Source organism: Streptomyces sp. NBC_00690 (genome assembly GCF_036226685.1).
Lineage (GTDB): Bacteria > Actinomycetota > Actinomycetes > Streptomycetales > Streptomycetaceae > Streptomyces.
In genome coordinates this window covers 7,566,351-7,582,800 of record NZ_CP109009.1, presented here as the reverse complement: position 1 = coordinate 7,582,800, position 16,450 = coordinate 7,566,351, and the positions used below count along the sequence as shown (strand labels likewise).

Genomic DNA, 16,450 nt, shown 5'->3' with positions numbered 1-16,450 from the left:
TACGGACCGGCTCGCCCTCGGTACGGCTGGGGCGCGCCCTCGCTGCCCCCGGTCGTCGGCGGCCTTCGGAAGGTACCTCGCAACCCACCCACTCGGTGCCCAGGAGTGCCACTGGCACAGATCGGCCAAAGCGGAGAGTGGATACATCGATAATGGGACGTATGAACAACGCGAAGCTCGGCGAGGCCCTTCGGCTGCTGGGGCTCGACCAGGCGGCGGCCCGGGTCTATCTGACGCTCCTGGAAACGGCCCCCGCCCCGCTGATCACGATCGCGGAGGCGGCCGGCATGGACGCCGCGGAGCTCGCCACGGCCTACGACGCACTGGTCGATGCCGGTCTGGCCAGTGCTGCCCACGCGGACGAGGACGTGGTCGCGCCGGTACCGCCCACCGCAGGTCTGGAGATCCTGGCCCGGCACCGGGCGGCCGAGGTGGAGGAGTCGCGCATCGCCGTCGGGGGCGCGTTCGAGTCGTTCCGGCGACAGCGGTTGGCCGCGTACAACGACGATCTCGTGGAGGTCGTCACGGGCGATGCGATCGGCCCGAGGATGCGTCGGGCCTGGGCGAGCGCCCGGGAGCAGATCCGACAGTTCGAGTCGCCGCCCTACTTTCCCCTGCCGGGCGCCACGGACGACGCACTGGCCACGCTCGCCCGTGGTGTGACACAGCGCGTCGTGTATTCGCGTGCGTCGCTGGAGGAACCGGGCCATCTGAAGGACGTCATCGAACCGTGTGTCCGCGCGGGCGAGCAGGCGAGGGTACTGCCTTCGGTACCGGTCAAACTCGTGATCATCGACGAGGCGTACGCCCTGGTGTCGTTGTCGATCAAGGAAGCCGATGTGCACAACACCATGCTGGTGGTGCAGCCGTGTGGGCTGCTCTCGGGGCTCATGGCGCTGTTCGAACTGTCCTGGCAGAGCGCGCTGCCGTTTCAGGGCCGCACCACCCGCCCGGGCGGTCTCCCACCGGCCGACCGACGTCTGTTGTGGCTCCTCGCGGGCGGTGCGGGTGATGATGTCATCGCCCGCGAGCTGGGGATCAGCCGCCGCACACTGTTTCGACGCCTTCAGATCCTGATGGCTCAACTGGGCGCTGCCAACCGCTTCCAGATGGCCTTGCAGGCACAACGCAACGGATGGTTGTGACGAGCACGGCAGCACGGGCGGGCGATCAGTCGGACGGGGCTCGTACTGCTTCTGCACAGCGACCCTGAAGCCCCGAGCCTGATCCGTCGAGAAGACCCCGTACGCCTTGGACCGCCTTCCCATGCATCCGTCCTCCCTCAAGTGCAGGGCCGGCTGCAACGATCGCCGTAACCATCAACAGGCCCGGCAAGCCATTCCCCCGACGCCCGGGGAAGCCGGGTCGCCTCCGCTGCTGACGATCCCGTCCTGACCTGCGGCAGGCAAATACTTGCGGCGAGGCTTAGGTAAGCCTTACCGTATCCACTCCCACCACTCAGGGCTCGACCGTCACATCGGTCCGCCCGCGGCGAGCGCTTCACCGACGCAGCCTGGCCGTCCGCTGCCGGAACCTCGCCGACAGGACCCACGTGAATCACTCCGCCTTTGGGCTGCACAGCCCTGCCCGCGAACACAGCGCCTGCGGCGTCGGCTTCATCACCCGCCTCGACGGGGTGCCGTGCCACGACGTCATCCGCAGGGGCGACGAAGCACTCCGCGCGATCCCGCACCGCGGCGGCAAGTCCGCCGAGGGGGTCGGCGACGGCGCCGGCGTCAGCGTCGACCTGTCGGTGGAGTTCTTCAGCGCGATTGCCGGCGAGGAACTGCGGGCCGGACACTTCGGCGTCGCGAACTGCTTCGTTCCGACCGACCCCGTCCGCCGCGAAGGCGCGTTGGACCTCGTCGGCCGGAGCATCACCGAGCAGGGGTTCGATGTCCTGCTGGTCCGCGATGTCCCGGTGGACCACACCGTCGCCCGACCCGTGGCCGAGCAGTACCAACTGCCCATCGTGCAGTGGGTGTTCCGGGCACCCGACAGCTGGCGGCGCCCCGACGTCGACACGGCCGCCAACCGCGCCCTGCTCTCCGTGGAAGCCGTCGCCTATGCCGAGAACGCCTTCGCCGGTCTGTACCCGCTGTCCCTGAGCGCGCGGACCCAGGTACTCAAGGGGCGGCTCAACTCCGGTGAGGTCATCGGGTACTTCCGCGACCTCGGCGATCTACGGCACTCCGTCCGATCGCTCTACTTCCACACCCGGTTCTCCACGAACACCGAGCCGCACCCCACCATGGCGCAGCCCTTCCGGCTGATGGCACACAACGGGGAGCTCAACACCGACCGCAAGAACCGGCTGTCCGACGAGGCACTCGCCCGCGCCCGCACCCGGAGCATCGTGCGTCCGCCGGGGCAGTCGGACTCCAGCCGGCTCGACCAGACCCTGCAGAGCCGGGTGTTCGACGACGGTCTGGACATCGTCGAGGCCGTCGTGTCGCTCATGCCGCCCGCGTGGGAGAACGACCGGACGCTGCCCGTCGCCGTCCGGGACATGCTGGAGTACTTCTCGCTGTACGAGGAGAAGAACGACGGCCCGGCGGCCGTGATCTTCAGCGACGGGGACGTCATCGGCGCCCGACTCGACCGGCTCGGCCTGCGCCCGCTGCGCACCGTGGAGACCGCCGAGTACCTCATGGTGGCATCGGAGGCCGGGCAGGTCGCGTTCCCCGACGACGAGGTCGTGCACCGGGGCCGCATCGAGGCGGGCGGCATGCTCGTCGTCGACCACCGCGCCGGCCGACGGATGCGTACCGGCGAGGTGCTCGACGCCCTCGCCGCACGCCGGCCGTACTCCGAACTGCTCACCGCGGCCCGGGTGAACCTCGACGATCTGCCGACACCCGACTACGTGCGCGGTACGAAGACGCTCGGGTACGACGGCGATCTGACCCTCGCCGGCCGGTACGTGGCGTACTCGCTGAACCAGGAGAGCTTCAGGTTCATGCTCGACCCGATGCTCGCCCATGGGTCGGAGCGGATCTCGGCCATGGGCTACGGCAACGCCATCAACGCGCTCAGCGACACCGAGGGCGGCATGGCGAAGTACTTCTCCCAACGCTTCGCCCAGGTCACCAACCCCCCGCTGGACAGCATCCGCGAGGCCGACGGAATGAGCATGCGGGTCGCACTCGGCCCGAAGCCCGACGGCACCGGGAACACGAACGGCCGGCAGCTCGTGGTGAACTCGCCCGTGCTCGGTCACCTCGACATGGTCCGGCTGCGCGACCAGCCGATCGTGCCGCTGGCACGGTTCGACATGCTGTACGAGCCCGTGGCCGGCGATGTGACCGCGAACGCGGACGCCCTTCGCTCCGCGCTCGGACGGCTCTGCGACGACGTCGAGCGGTTCGCCGCCGCGCAGGGCGGCATCGCGCTCCTCAGCGACCGGGCGATCTCATCGACACGTGCGCCGCTGCCGGTGATCCTCGCGGTCGCCGCGGTGAACCAGCGCCTCATCGAGACCGGGCTGCGCCTGCGCGTGTCGATCGTCGCCGAGAGCGGTCAACTGGCCTCCTCACACCACGTCGCGACCGCGCTCGGCTTCGGCGCATCGGCCGTCTACAGCCTCAGCGCACGACTGCGCGCCGAGGAGAAGCACCCGAGCGCCCCGGCACCCGCGGGTGAGATCACCGAGACCGACCGGGCGCTGGCGCGGTTCCGCAAGGCGGCCGAGAAGTCCCTCGCCAAGACGATGGGACGCGTCGGGCTGTGCACCGCGGAGAGCTACATCGGCGGCGAGTTCTTCGAACCGAACTACCTCGACACCCGTGACGATGTGTTCGCGCGGACCTTCCCGCACATGGAGGCCCCGGTCGGCGGTGTCGGGTTCGCCCGGATCGCACAGACCGCAACGGACTGGCACGAGCAGGCCCGTACGGTGGAGACCGAGCAACAGATTCCGCTGCTCGGCCTGTTCAAGGAGCGGTCGGACGGCGCCGGGCACTCATTCGGTGTCACGGCCGTGCGCGGCTTCGGCGGCATGACCGAGGAGCGGCCGGAGTTCGGCAGGCCGGACGACTCGGACGCACTGCGCCTCCTGACGCTCGGCCAGCTCGACGACGCGTTCGGCATCACCGACGCCGCGTACCGCAACACCGGGTACGCCGCCCTCGACGACACCGAGATCGACGCGTTCCGGATCACGCCCGGGTACCGCGCCTTCCTGCGGACGACACACGAGGAGCGCCTTCGGCGTCCCTCCGCGCTCCGTGATGTGCTCGCCCTGCCCGCGGACGTCACGGCGCTGCGCACCCCCGAGGACTTCGCCCGAGAGCTCGGCCGGTTCTCCACCACCGGCAATGCGAGCGTCACGGTCCGCGGTGTGAACGCATCCGTGGCAGAGCCGCCCACGGGCGACGAAGGGCAGGGCGGCGCGATGACCGTCCGGCTGTGCCTGGCCGCCCCGGGCCCCGACCGCGCCGAGCGGCACACCGCACTCGCCGCCGGGCTGGCGCTCGCGCACCCCGGCGAGGTCGAGACGCTCGACGTGGCTGCCGACGGGGTCCTCGTCACGGCCATCGGCACCGCCGCACGGCTCCTCGCGCTCTTCGCGAGCGCACCCGACAGCGTCCCGCTCGACGAGGTGCAGCCCGCGCACCGGATCACCCGTGCGCTCGCCTCCGGCGCGATGAGCCACGGCGCGCTCGTGGCGACCGCGCACGAGGCCGTCGCCCACGGCACGAACATGGTCGGCGGCATGTCGAACAGCGGGGAGGGCGGTGAGCACCACTCCCGGTACGGCACCATCCGCGGCTCCCGGATCAAGCAGTTCGCGTCCGGCCGGTTCGGGATCTGGGCGGGCTATCTCGCCGACCCGATGCTCCAGGAGCTGGAGATCAAGATCGGGCAAGGTGCGAAGCCGGGCGAGGGCGGCCAGTTGCCCGCGCCGAAGGTCACCGTCGACATCGCGGCGGCGCGCGGCGGCACCCCGGGCATCGAACTCATCTCCCCTCCGCCGCACCACGACACGTACTCGATCGAGGACCTCGCGCAGCTCATCCACGACTGCAAGGCCGCGCGGGTGCGGGTGATCGTGAAGCTCGTCTCGTCGGAGGGCATCGGCACCATCGCGGTCGGCGTCGCCAAGGCGGGCGCGGATGTGATCAACGTCGCCGGGAACACCGGTGGCACGGGCGCCGCGGCGGTCACCAGCCTCAAGTACGCGGGGCGTTCGGCCGAGATCGGTGTCGCCGAAGTGCACCAGTCGCTCGTTGCGAACGGACTGCGGCAGAAGGTCGTCCTGCGCTGTTCCGGCGCGCACCAGACCGGCGGCGACGTCGTCACCTCGGCACTGCTGGGGGCCGACAGCTTCGAGTTCGGCACGACCGCGCTGATGATGCTCGGCTGCGTCATGGCGAAGAACTGCAATGTGAAGTGTCCGGCCGGCCTCACCACGAACGCCGAGGCGTTCGAGGGCGATCCGCGTGCACTGGCGCAGTACCTGCTGAACATCGCGCACGACGTCCGGCAGATCCTCGCCCGGCTGGGGCTGCGGTCCCTGCGGGAAGCTCGGGGACGCACCGATCTGCTCCAGTTGCTTGACCACCCCGCGAGCATCGGGCGCCTCGATGTTCGCCACCTTCTCGCGCACGTGCCCGAGAAGGTCGTCGAGGACCCGGAGTACCTGGAGAAGGACTTCACCACCGACGACGCCCTCATCGAGCACGTCCGTGCCGCCCTCGTCGACCGGCGCGAGACGACCGCACTCATCGAAGGCATCCACCTCGGCAACAGCGACAAGTCGGTCGGCGGGCAGCTCGGCATCGACGTCGAACGGCTCCTCAACCATGAACTGGACGCCGACGACCTCGCCGGCGCACCGGCGGTCACGGCCGACGACCGCGGTCGCCGTCGCCTCGTGGACGGCGCCGTCCGGATCCGCACCACCGGGTCCGCCGGCCAGTCGTACGGGGTGTTCTGCAACGACGGCATCACGCTCGAACACACCGGCACCGCGAACGACGGCGTCGGCAAGAGCCAAAGCGGCGGCCGGATCGTCGTCCGCGCCCCGGGAGGCGGCGACACCGAACGCGGCGGCAATGTGCTCATCGGGAACTTCGCACTGTTCGGTGCGACCGGCGGCCGGACGTTCGTACAGGGGGAGGCCGGTGACCGGTTCGCCGTACGGAACTCGGGGGCGACCGCGGTCGTCGAGGGCGTCGGCGACTTCGGCTGCGAGTACATGACCGGCGGTACCGTGCTCAACCTCGGTGGCTTCGGCAAGGGCCTCGGCAACGGCATGAGCGGCGGGTTCCTGTACCAATACGACCCGACGGGCGAGCTCCCCGGCAAGGTGAGCGCAGATTCCCTGCTCGTGTTCCCGGTGACGGACACCGAACACGGCACCTTCCACGAGGAAGCGGTTCGGCTGCTCCTGGAATGGCACCTGGCCGCCACCGGCTCCCAGCTCGCGGCCCGGCTGCTTAACGACTGGGCGAGAGAGCGGCGCCATGTCTACTGCGGGATGCCCCGGGCGCTGCTGCTGTACCAAGACGCGTCCGAGATCCTCGCAGCGGCGACCAGGACCGAGCTCCTCGACGAACTCGCGAACTCGATCGCGACGGACAAGCTCCGGGCGTTCAAGGTCGACTACCGCGACCGCCGCACCGTGCTCGGCGGCCGTGCCCCCGCGCTCGGCGACCAGGGCGGCGACGACATGTTCTCGCTCCTGTCGTCGTACACGGTGCTCGGCGTCGCCCAGGACCTCGCTCTCAAACGGGTGCCCGGCGCGCTCGGCCCGGACGACCCGCGGGTCGCCGATGCCGTCCGCAACCTCGTGCTCACCGAGGACTTCTTCGTCAAGCAGCGCGTCGTGAAGTATCTGCGCGGCACCCTTGAGCGGTTCAACGACGACGAGCTCGCCACGCTCATCGCGATCAAGCGCCTGGACGACTACAAGTGTGCGCTGAGGCAGCGGAACAACCTCAGTGTGGACGCCCCCGGTACCTACGGCTGGATCATCCACCAGAACAACAAGAACGCCGGCCGTGTCCGCGCCGCCCGGTTCGACGAACTGCTCGCGACCGCGGCACTCGCCGACATCGCCGCCAGCGCGGGCCGTCGCACCCCGCCCGCCCCGACCGAAGCGGTGACCACGTGACGCTCATGTCCCCGACCGGGTCCCTCATCCCGGCCGACGCCCCGTTCTCCGCCGAACAGGAGGCGTGGCTCGCCGGGTTCATCGCCGGCATCGCAGCGGCCGGTCGGCAGGACGCCACGGCCGGCGACGCTCCCGTGGCGACGATCGACGTCCTGTTCGGCACCCAGACCGGGACCGCCGAGTTCCTCGCCGGCGAGATCGTCGCCGGTGCCCGTGCCCGTGGTCTCGGTGGGATCGCCACCGCGCTCGACGAGATCACGCCCGAGCAACTCACCGCCATGTCCCACCTGCTCATCGTCACCTCCACATACGGCGAGGGCGAGATGCCCGACAACGCCGGACTGTTCTGGGAAGCGCTCCAGGCCGATGGAGCACCCCGGCTGGAGGGTCTGCGGTACGCGGTCCTCGGGCTCGGCGACCGGGGGTACGACGACTTCTGCGGGGCCGCGAAGCTCATCGACACCCGTCTGGAGCAGCTCGGCGCCGTCCGTCTGCACGGACGCGTCGACTGCGATGTCGACTTCGAAGAGCCCGCCGCGGCTTGGACGACCGGGGTACTCGACCTGCTCGCCGCGGAGACCGGCGCGACGGCGACGAGTACGCCCGCAGCGGTGGGCGGCGGGGGCACGGCCGGTGCGACAGGCGCCGCCCCCAAGACCCGCTCCCCCTGGAACAAGCGCAACCCGTACCGCTCCCGGCTCGTGGTGAACGAATTGCTGTCGGCGCCGGGCAGTGCGAAGGAGATCCGCCACTACGAGTTCGACCTCGGCGACAGCGGCATCACCTATGCGGCGGGGGACGCGCTCGCCGTGATGCCGGTCAACGACGACGCGCTCGTCGGTGCGCTCCTGGCGCAGCTCGGTGCGAGCGGTGAGGAGGACGTCGACGGTCGACCGCTCGCCGATGTGCTGCGCACCGAACGCGAGATCCGCACTCCTTCGAAGGACCTCATCGCCGACCTCGTCGAGCGTGCCCCGTCGAGTGACCTTGCCTCGGTCGTCGCACACGGCGACCGGTCCGACCTCGACTCCTGGCTCTGGGGCCGGGACCTGCTCGACCTGCTCCATGACGCCGGGTCCGCCGCACCGGGACTCGATGAACTGCTGCCGTTCCTCAGGCCGCTCCAGGCACGGCAGTACTCGATCTCGTCGAGTCCGCTGGCCCACCCGAATCGCATCCACCTCACGGTCGCGTCGGTGCGGTACGGCAGCCCGGACCGTCGCTACGAAGGAGTCGCCTCCACCTATCTCGCGGACCGGATCGGGGAGGCTGCCATGAACACTACGCATGCCACGAACGTCACGACCCCCAGCGACACGGAGGGGATGGTGGGCATCTACCTCCAGGCCAACACCTCCTTCAGCGTCCCGACGGACGACGACGCCCCAATGATCATGATTGGCCCCGGTACCGGGATCGCGCCGTTCCGCGGCTTCCTCCACGAGCGCGCCGCGCGGGGTGCGACCGGACGCAACTGGTTGTTCTTCGGCGACCAGCACCGCGGCACCGACTTCGTGTACGAGGACGAGCTCACCCGACTCGGTGAGCAGGGCGTGCTCAGCCGGCTCGACCTCGCGTTCTCGCGCGACCAGGCCGAGAAGGTCTATGTGCAGACCCGGATGCGCGAGCAGTCGCGCGAACTGTACGTATGGCTGGAGGACGGTGCGTACGTGTACGTCTGCGGGGACGCCTCCCGGATGGCGAAGGACGTCGAGGCGGCGCTGCTGGGTGTGATCGCCGAACAGCGCGGACGTGGCGACGAGGATGCGGCACAATACCTGGCGGATCTGCGCCGGGCGAAACGCTACGTACGGGATGTGTACTGAGCATGACGAACCACCATCCCGAGCACGGGAACGGCGAAGGCCAGTGCGCGTTCGAGGAACTCTGCGGCAGACGCAACAGCACCGTACGGCTGATCGACCCGCGGATGCCGGAGCTCGCGCGCTGTCTGACGCTGCTCCAGTACGTCCAGGCGGTGACGGGCGGGCCGGTCGCACGGATCGAGCAGGCCGGCAACTACGCGGTGCCGAGCCTGCGCGGCGAAGCGTTCACCGTCCAACCGGGCTCGATCGCCCTGCGCGTCGATGGCGAAGGGGTCGCATCGGCCCTGGTCGTACGGGACAAGAGCTCCGGCGCGGTCGCTCTGCGACTGCTCGACGCGAGCGGCCGGACCGTGCACCAGGGGAAGCTGCTCTCCGAGGGGGACCGGCTGTTGGTCTCGCTCGTCGGTGCGCCCGACATCGGCGCGCTGTTCCCGAAGGGGTCCACGGTCCCCGAGTCGCCTGCGTGGGAGAACGGCGACCAACTCGCGCAACTCGACACGATCCTCGTGGACGGTGGCACAGCCCGGCGCGCGAGCTTCGACCGGTACCGGGGCGAGCACCGCGTCATCGATGTCGGCGTCCTGCCCGCGGTGCTGGAGCACGTCTGCTCCGCTGGGTTGCCGATCGGCGTAGCGGTGTTCGCCCCGGCAGCCATGCAGGCGTACAGCGGTCGGGTGCACGTCACCGACCAGACCGTCGGTGGAAGGGTGTTCGCCGCGTTCGCGGAGAGTTCGGTGCAGATCGATCTCGCGGGTGTCCGTGCCTGCCATCTCGTCCGCTCCACGGCGGCGCACGGCGCGACCTCGGCGATCGAACTCGATGACGAGGCCGGGCGCTGCGTCGCGGTGATCACCCAGTTGGGCATGGTCGGGGAGCACGTGCACACGGCGTGGGAGCACCTGGCGGCATCGCTGCCCGACGCCTAGGGATCGTCTTCGGCCGCGATCCGATCGATCGGATCGCGGCTGCCCGATCGACCACGATCGACCACGATGGCCCCCGTTCAACAACGACTTGGTGTCTGCGGCGGTCGCCGAGCCGCCAGTGGTGGCCTCGGGTCGACGTCCCTCTCGGCACATGAGCAGAGCACCGAAAGTCCCCGGACGCGCTGACGCCTCCCGCTCGAAGCCGCCCGATCCATCACCCCTCACAACCACTGCGCTATCGCCTCGGTCCTGCCTGCTTCCCTGAAGGCCCTGATCAGCGGACCAGGGGACGGTACCGTGATCTCCCGCACGACTGGGCGATCACCGTTCAGAACAACTGTGGCCGTCCGGACAGGCGATACCCCGTGATCCGCTCCCCCGGTCCGTCCCCGCTCGACGCGGGGCACCAGGCCCCTTCGATCAGCGCCCTGTTCCTTCCGAAAGAGCATTCGCTCCAGCACCAGCGTCAGCAATCTGGGAAAGCAGGGGAGAGCAATGGAATCCAGCATCCAAGACCTGTACGGGCGAATCGCCTACCGCTTCGGACATCTCATCGAGAACTGCCCGCCCGAGAAATGGGATCAGCCCTCCCCCTGTCCCGGTTGGACCGCCTGGGACGTCGCCGCGCACGTCATCTCCAACCATCGGAGAGCCGTTGCAGGACTCGACGATTCGGCCTACGGCCCGCCCGGCCCTGACGAAGACCTGCTCCGGGCGTGGCAGTCGGCTTCTGGTGTTGTCAAAGCCTCTCTGTACGATCAGAGGAGGGCGAACACCCTGCTGGGTGCAGAGTTCGGATGCATTCCGTTCGAGGAATTCGTGAAACGCATGGCGTGCGCCGACACCTTGATTCACACCTGGGATCTCGCCCGGGCGACCGGGCAGGGCGAAACCCTGGATGCCGAAGGGGTATCGGTCGCGATGGCGACACTGGTCCCCGAGGACGACGACATTCGAGTACCGGGCGCATTCGGTGCCAAGTACTCTTCCGCTGCCGATGCGGTCCCTCAGACGCGGTTGCTCAACTTCCTGGGGCGACAGGTCTGATGCGACCCCGGCAGATGCCGCACACCGACCATCTCGCGACCCACAACAGTGCACGGGTGACGCGGGCTTGGTAGCGCATGGCCCCGAGGGGACCACGGACGACTGACCGGTACGAGGATGCGGACTGGCCCCCGTACCGGTCACCCACCGTGTGATGCCGCCCGGCTAGGCCCTACTCGCAGGCAATACCGTCGCGGTCCCGGTCGAGGTGGAAGCCGTACCCGGGATCGCCCGTGCGGATGGGGTCGGCACCCGCGGCGCGAACCGCCGTGCAGTTCTTGTAGTAGACGTTCCCACCGCCCCCGCCCGTGCTGGTGGACCCACCGGAACCGGTGGTCTTCGGCGTCGACTTGGACTTCGGTTTGGGCTTTGGCTTGGGTTTGGGTTTGTTCGGCTTGGCCTCCTCGCGTTCGGGAGACGGTGCCGTTGTTGCGGTTGCCGGAGACGATTCCGTTGCCGGAGTCGTGGCCGGGGGCGCCGGCGGAGGGGCGGTGACGGTGCGCGTAACCGTGATCGTGGGGCCGGGGACGGCCTTGGTCTTCACTACTTCGTCGGGTGCACACGCCGCGGCGATCAAGGCGAGCACAAAGGCGATGGCCACCATGCCGCCACAGCCGTACAGGGTCTTCCGCTTCCCGTCGAGCGAGGTGCCACCTCCCGCAGCAGGCGGCGGAGTCGGTGCGTACGGTTGGGGAGGATTGCTCACGGGCAGGACTCCTCGATCTTGACGGTTCCGAAGTCGACCGTCTCGAAGGGATCGACCGATCCAGGAGCGGGGCTCTGGGAGCAGACCTTCCAGTTGCGGTCCAGCAGTTGCATACGGCCCGCACCGGTCGCGTCGTGCGAGGTGAGCAGGTAGAAGCCCGCGGCCTGAGCCGCGTCCTGAGCCGCCTGGAGTTGCTGCCCCACAAAGTTGGGCAGGGCTCTGGTCTCCACATTCGCAGCAGCAGTCGGCGCCGGGGGCTTCTTCGGCGTCGGGCTTGCCGGGGTCGTCTTCGGGTTCGCTATCGCCGCGGGTTTCGCGACCGCCTTCGCGGCCGGTGTCGCGGCGACCTTCGTGGTCGCGACCGGTGTCGGCTTCTTCGACGGAGTCGGCGTCGCAGGTGCCTTGACCTCCGGAGTGACAGTCACCGTCACCGACTTCGTGACCGCGGGCCCTGCCACCGACTTGGTGACCGTCCGTGGGGTGGGGGAGATCGCAGCTCCGATAAGCCCGATAGCCAGGGCCAAGAAGAGCAACCCGCCGCAACCGAGCGTGGCCTTCTGCTTCCCGTTGAGCTGGTTGGAGGGCGGGGGTGGGCCGACGGGCGGCGGGTATGCGGGCATGGCCAAAACGGACTCCGGGGAACGTGATTGTTCAAGAATGGACAAGATAATCAGATCGTCGTCTACCGCATGAGGCGGACGAAGGGATCGATACCGCTCCGAGATCAACGAGCAGGGAGCGGAGGCTTGTTGTCCATACGAAGAGGGCCCATCCGCACGCAGACCAGCACCGGGCACGGGCGCGCCCCGAACACAGACAACAGACACGAGAACGGCGATGGCCATAGCCGTTCTCGTGTCTGTGACAGGCACATGGCCTGGTCGCCCTACCGTCCGGCGGAGCACCGGCCTCTATGGGCGCCCCGCCCGCTCACACTGCGCCCGACGCACCCCAAGCCCGCCACCAGCGCCGGTCGACGCTGTCGGACGACCTCGCCGAGCTGCCGATCCAAACCCAGCGGGGGTTACCCCTCCCTGTATGTCTCCAACAGTCGCAACCAGACCTCGCTGATCGTGGGGTAGGCGGGAACAGCGTGCCAGAGTCGGTCGATGGGCACTTCCGCGACGACGGCCACCGTCGCCGAGTGGAGGAGTTCGCCCACACCGGGGCCGACGAACGTGACACCGAGCAGGATCTGTCGGTCCAGGTCCACGATCATCCGGGCCCGACCGCGGTAGCCGTCCGCATAGAGGGCCGCGCCGGCCACGGAGCCGATTTCGTAGTCGACCGCGCGCACTCGGTGACCTGCCGCTTCCGCCTCCGCGAGGGAAAGGCCCACGGCGGCTGCCTCCGGGTCCGTGAAGACCACCTGCGGTACGGCGAAGCGGTCGGCCGACGCACTGTGGGCGCCCCAACGGTCGGTTTCCAACAGGGGTACGCCCTGGGCCCGCGCGACGATCGCCGCTCCCGCGATCCGGGCCTGGTACTTGCCCTGGTGCGTGAGGAGTGCACGATGGTTGACATCGCCCACCGCGTACAGCCAGTCACTGCCCTCGACTCGACAACTGTCGTCCACCGAGAGCCAGGACCCCGGCTGCAGATCCACGGTGTCCAGCCCCACGTCCTCGGTGCGCGGCGCCCGGCCCGTGGCGAAGAGGACCTCGTCGGCCTCGATCCGTTCTCCGCCCTCGACCACCACGGTCACCGGGCCGGAGCCGCCTTCGCGTTCCACGGCGGTCACCCCGGTGTTCATCAGCACCCGGACGCCGGCCTCGCTCAGTGCATCGGCGATGTGCTGTCCCACGAAGGGTTCCATCCGGGGAAGCAGCAGGTCACCACGGGCAACCAGGGTGACCTGTGAGCCGAGCGCCTGCCAGGCGGTCGCCATCTCGACACCCACGACCCCGCCGCCCACGACGGTCAACCGAGCGGGCACCTCGGTGGCGCTCGTCGCCTCGCGGCTAGTCCAGGGCTTCGCACCCACCAGACCGGGCAGATCCGGCAGCAGGGCCCGGCTGCCCGTGCACACCGCCACGGCGTGTCGTGCGGTGAGCACACGGCGCTCCGAGTCGGGCCCTTCGACCACGACTCGTTTCGGGCCCTCCAGCCGACCGCGTCCGCGATAGAGGTGGGCGCCGGTGGATTCCAGCCAGGACACCTGGCCGTCGTCCTTCCAGTGGGACACCTCCTGGTCACGGTGTGCAAGGACAGCAGCCACGTCGAGCGGCCCTTGCACGGACTGCCTCAGCCCGGGTACCCGGCGGGCCTCCGCCCGGGCGATCACCGGTCGTAGCAGCGCCTTGCTGGGCATGCACGCCCAGTACGAGCATTCGCCCCCGACCAGCTCGCTCTCCACGACCGCCGTGCTCAGGCCCCCGGCGCGCAGCCGGTCCGCCACGTTCTCCCCGGTGGGCCCTGCGCCCAGCACCACGACGTCGTACTCCACAGGTTCGGTCGTCATAGGGACAGTCTGGTGCCGGGTGTGGCTCCTGGCCACACGGGCAGGGGGTGGAATAGCGCGCCCCCGGGATCGGTTGTCCGGGGCGAGCCCACCGTATCCATCCGAGAGGTAAGAAATCATGAGCACTGTCGAGCTCACCAAGGAGAACTTCGACCAGGTGGTGTCGGAGAACGACTTCGTCCTGATCGATTTCTGGGCTTCGTGGTGCGGCCCTTGCCGACAGTTCGCGCCCGTGTACGAGGGTGCGGCCGAGCGTCACCCCGACCTCGTCTTCGCCAAGGTCGACACCGAGGCACAGCAGGAGCTGGCCGCGGCCTTCGACATCCGTTCGATCCCGACCCTGATGATCGTGCGCGAGAACATCGCCGTCTTCGCCCAGCCGGGCGCGCTGCCCGAGGCCGCGCTGGAGGACGTGATCGGTCAGGCCCGTGGGCTGGACATGGATGAGGTGCGCAAGTCCGTGGAGGACGCTCAGGCGAAGGCCGCAGCGGCGGGCGAGGGCTCCTAAGGGTTTGTCCCGCAGTACCCGGCGGGCGGAGGGCGGCTGCGGGCTTCTGTGCCCGCGGCCGACTCCGGCTCAGTTCAGTGGCGTGTGGTGGGGGTCGTGGGGAACCGCACGCGCGGAGAGGCCGTAGTCCAACTCCGCACCGTCCACGAGGAGGGCCTCCACCGTTTGGGTGGCGGGGTCGATGTCGGCGACGACGCCATTGCCCGCGTAGCGCGGATAGCCGGAGGCTCCGCGTTCGCCGGTGGCGGTGACGACCGTCGCACGGATGGCGGCCGTGGCCAGGTCGGCGTTGGCCAGTCCGTTGACGTGTTCCGGCACGATCAGGATCTCAAAGCGTTGCGGATGTGGTCCGCTTTCGGCCGCGTTCATGGAGGCGACGCTAGGCACTCCGGTCTGGATGTGCACATCGTCGCCAGAAGAGTCCATCGCATCCGTCGCGGACCGTGGGACTGCAGGGCCGGCGTTGCACTGGTCTGGTGAGGCCCCCGGCTAGCTCGATTCCCGATGCACGGCCCGCGCCTCCATCACCCAGTGGGTCCCCGGCTGCGAGTCCGGCTCGCGGACGGCCCGGTCGACGAGTTCGGCCAATTGGTTTCCGGCGATCATGTCCAGGTGCACCGTGCTCAGCCGGGGTCTGAGGAGTCTGCCGAGCAGGAGGTCGTCCGCGCCGATCACGGCGGTTTCGCGGGGGATGTCGATGCCCTGGTCCTGCAGGGCCCTCATCAGCAGCATGGCGTAGTCGTCGTTGTACGCGTAGACCGCATCAAGGCCGAGGGTGCGCCAACGGACGGCGAGCGCGCTCGCGGATTCCTCGTCGTACGACAGGGGCAACGGCTCGATGCGTGCCCCGGTGCCCGCGATCGCTTGGCGCGCGCCGTCGATCCGGTGTTGGCCGAGGATGTCGAGCCCGGGTTCGCTCGGGAGGACGATGCCGAGAGCGCGCCGCCCACGCTGAAGGAGATGGGTGGCTGCGCAACGACCGATGCCGCTCTGGTCGATGACGAGGGAGTGCGCGCCTTCGATGGTTGCGGGCGCAAGCGTGATGACCGCTTTGGCACCCGAACGTCGTAGGAGCCCGACGCCTTGTGGGGTGAGTCCGGCCTCGCCGAGGGCCACCACCGCCACGGGTCGCAATTCGGCCCAGGAGCGCACCGCTTCGCCGCCGTCGAGGCCGAGGCTGTCGTATTGGACGACGGTGTAGTCCAGCTGTCGCAATGCGCCTTGCAGTTCCTGGAGGAACCGACTGTGCAGCGGGCCTGATGGGAAGGCGGCCGTGGGGAGCAGCACCATGCGGGTGTGTCCGGCCCGCAGACTGCGGGCGGCGGCATGGGGAACGTAGCCCAACTCCTCCGCTGCCGCGCGAACCCGACGGCGGGTCGCATCGCTGATGCGCACGGCCGAGGCGTTGTTGAGGACGTAGGAGACGGTGGCCCGGGAGACTCCGGCTAACCGGGCGACATCGGCGCTGGTGGGAACGGAGTGCTCTGCGGACTGCTTGGGTGTCTGGCTCATCGCCCTGGGCATCTTTCCAGAACATCCTTTCAGATGTGACGGCGGATGGCTGGATTCAAACTCCCTACGGACCGTGGTCGGGGGGTGCAGCGGGCCGTGGTGGGGGGAGGTGTGACGACGGCAGGGCTGGGCGACCCGTGGAGAGTTGATCGGGCTCGGCAGCGGGCGATCGCCCCTTCGGTGGGGTCGTGGGTCGTACGCGGGGCAGGGCACGTGGGCCCTGTGCGGTGGCCGCTCGACGGCGGTTCTGAACCCTGGTGTGGGCGGTGTCGGCTGCCGGGCCCGGGCGGGCCTACCGTGGCGGGGTGAATCTTCTACCGCGTCTCGTCCGTTGGTTTCGTTCGTCC

The 16,450-nt window shown here is 69.3% G+C and carries 11 protein-coding genes; 6 read left to right on the top strand and 5 right to left on the bottom strand.

The features are described 5' to 3' along the window. Window positions 1–161: 161 nt before the first annotated feature. The 5 genes from OID54_RS32880 (at window position 162) to OID54_RS32860 (ending at window position 10,916) form a co-directional block, all read left to right on the top strand. Window positions 162–1,145, top strand: coding sequence for a LuxR family transcriptional regulator (locus OID54_RS32880; RefSeq protein ID WP_329025554.1), 984 nt, complete (start codon window positions 162–164; stop codon window positions 1,143–1,145). A 407-nt stretch (window positions 1,146–1,552) separates the two neighbouring features. Further along, on the top strand, window positions 1,553–7,117 hold the full coding sequence (locus tag OID54_RS32875) for a glutamate synthase-related protein (protein WP_329025553.1): 5,565 nt from the start codon (window positions 1,553–1,555) through the stop codon (window positions 7,115–7,117). A 5-nt stretch (window positions 7,118–7,122) separates the two neighbouring features. Further along, window positions 7,123–8,943: a diflavin oxidoreductase gene (locus OID54_RS32870; protein WP_329027922.1), complete on the top strand. Its 1,821-nt coding sequence runs from the start codon at window positions 7,123–7,125 to the stop codon at window positions 8,941–8,943. Between the two features lie 2 nt (window positions 8,944–8,945). Beyond that, entirely contained in the window at window positions 8,946–9,869 is a 924-nt protein-coding gene (locus tag OID54_RS32865) for a hypothetical protein (RefSeq protein ID WP_329025551.1), read from the top strand. Window positions 9,870–10,364: 495 nt separating this feature from the next. Then, on the top strand, window positions 10,365–10,916 hold the full coding sequence (locus tag OID54_RS32860) for a TIGR03086 family metal-binding protein (protein ID WP_329025549.1): 552 nt from the start codon (window positions 10,365–10,367) through the stop codon (window positions 10,914–10,916). 172 nt (window positions 10,917–11,088) lie between these two features. On the opposite strand, the gene OID54_RS32855 is transcribed toward OID54_RS32860, so the two are convergent. From OID54_RS32855 to OID54_RS32845, 3 genes are all read right to left on the bottom strand, one after another. After that, window positions 11,089–11,622, bottom strand: a complete 534-nt coding sequence (locus OID54_RS32855; RefSeq protein ID WP_329025548.1) for an excalibur calcium-binding domain-containing protein — start codon at window positions 11,620–11,622, stop codon at window positions 11,089–11,091. Beyond that, window positions 11,619–12,242: a hypothetical protein gene (locus tag OID54_RS32850; RefSeq protein WP_329025546.1), complete on the bottom strand. Its 624-nt coding sequence runs from the start codon at window positions 12,240–12,242 to the stop codon at window positions 11,619–11,621. The genes OID54_RS32855 and OID54_RS32850 overlap by 4 nt, the downstream gene beginning before the upstream one ends. A gap of 404 nt (window positions 12,243–12,646) precedes the next feature. Further along, window positions 12,647–14,083: a dihydrolipoyl dehydrogenase family protein gene (locus OID54_RS32845; RefSeq protein WP_329025544.1), complete on the bottom strand. Its 1,437-nt coding sequence runs from the start codon at window positions 14,081–14,083 to the stop codon at window positions 12,647–12,649. Window positions 14,084–14,201: 118 nt separating this feature from the next. Between OID54_RS32845 and trxA the strand changes: the two genes are divergently transcribed. Then, a complete protein-coding gene (gene trxA, locus OID54_RS32840; RefSeq protein ID WP_329025542.1) occupies window positions 14,202–14,591 on the top strand; it encodes a thioredoxin in 390 nt (129 codons plus the stop codon). A gap of 69 nt (window positions 14,592–14,660) precedes the next feature. On the opposite strand, the gene OID54_RS32835 is transcribed toward trxA, so the two are convergent. After that, on the bottom strand, window positions 14,661–14,960 hold the full coding sequence (locus tag OID54_RS32835; protein WP_329025541.1) for a hypothetical protein: 300 nt from the start codon (window positions 14,958–14,960) through the stop codon (window positions 14,661–14,663). Between the two features lie 120 nt (window positions 14,961–15,080). Then, a complete protein-coding gene (locus tag OID54_RS32830) occupies window positions 15,081–16,103 on the bottom strand; it encodes a LacI family DNA-binding transcriptional regulator (RefSeq protein WP_329025539.1) in 1,023 nt (340 codons plus the stop codon). Window positions 16,104–16,450: the final 347 nt, after the last annotated feature.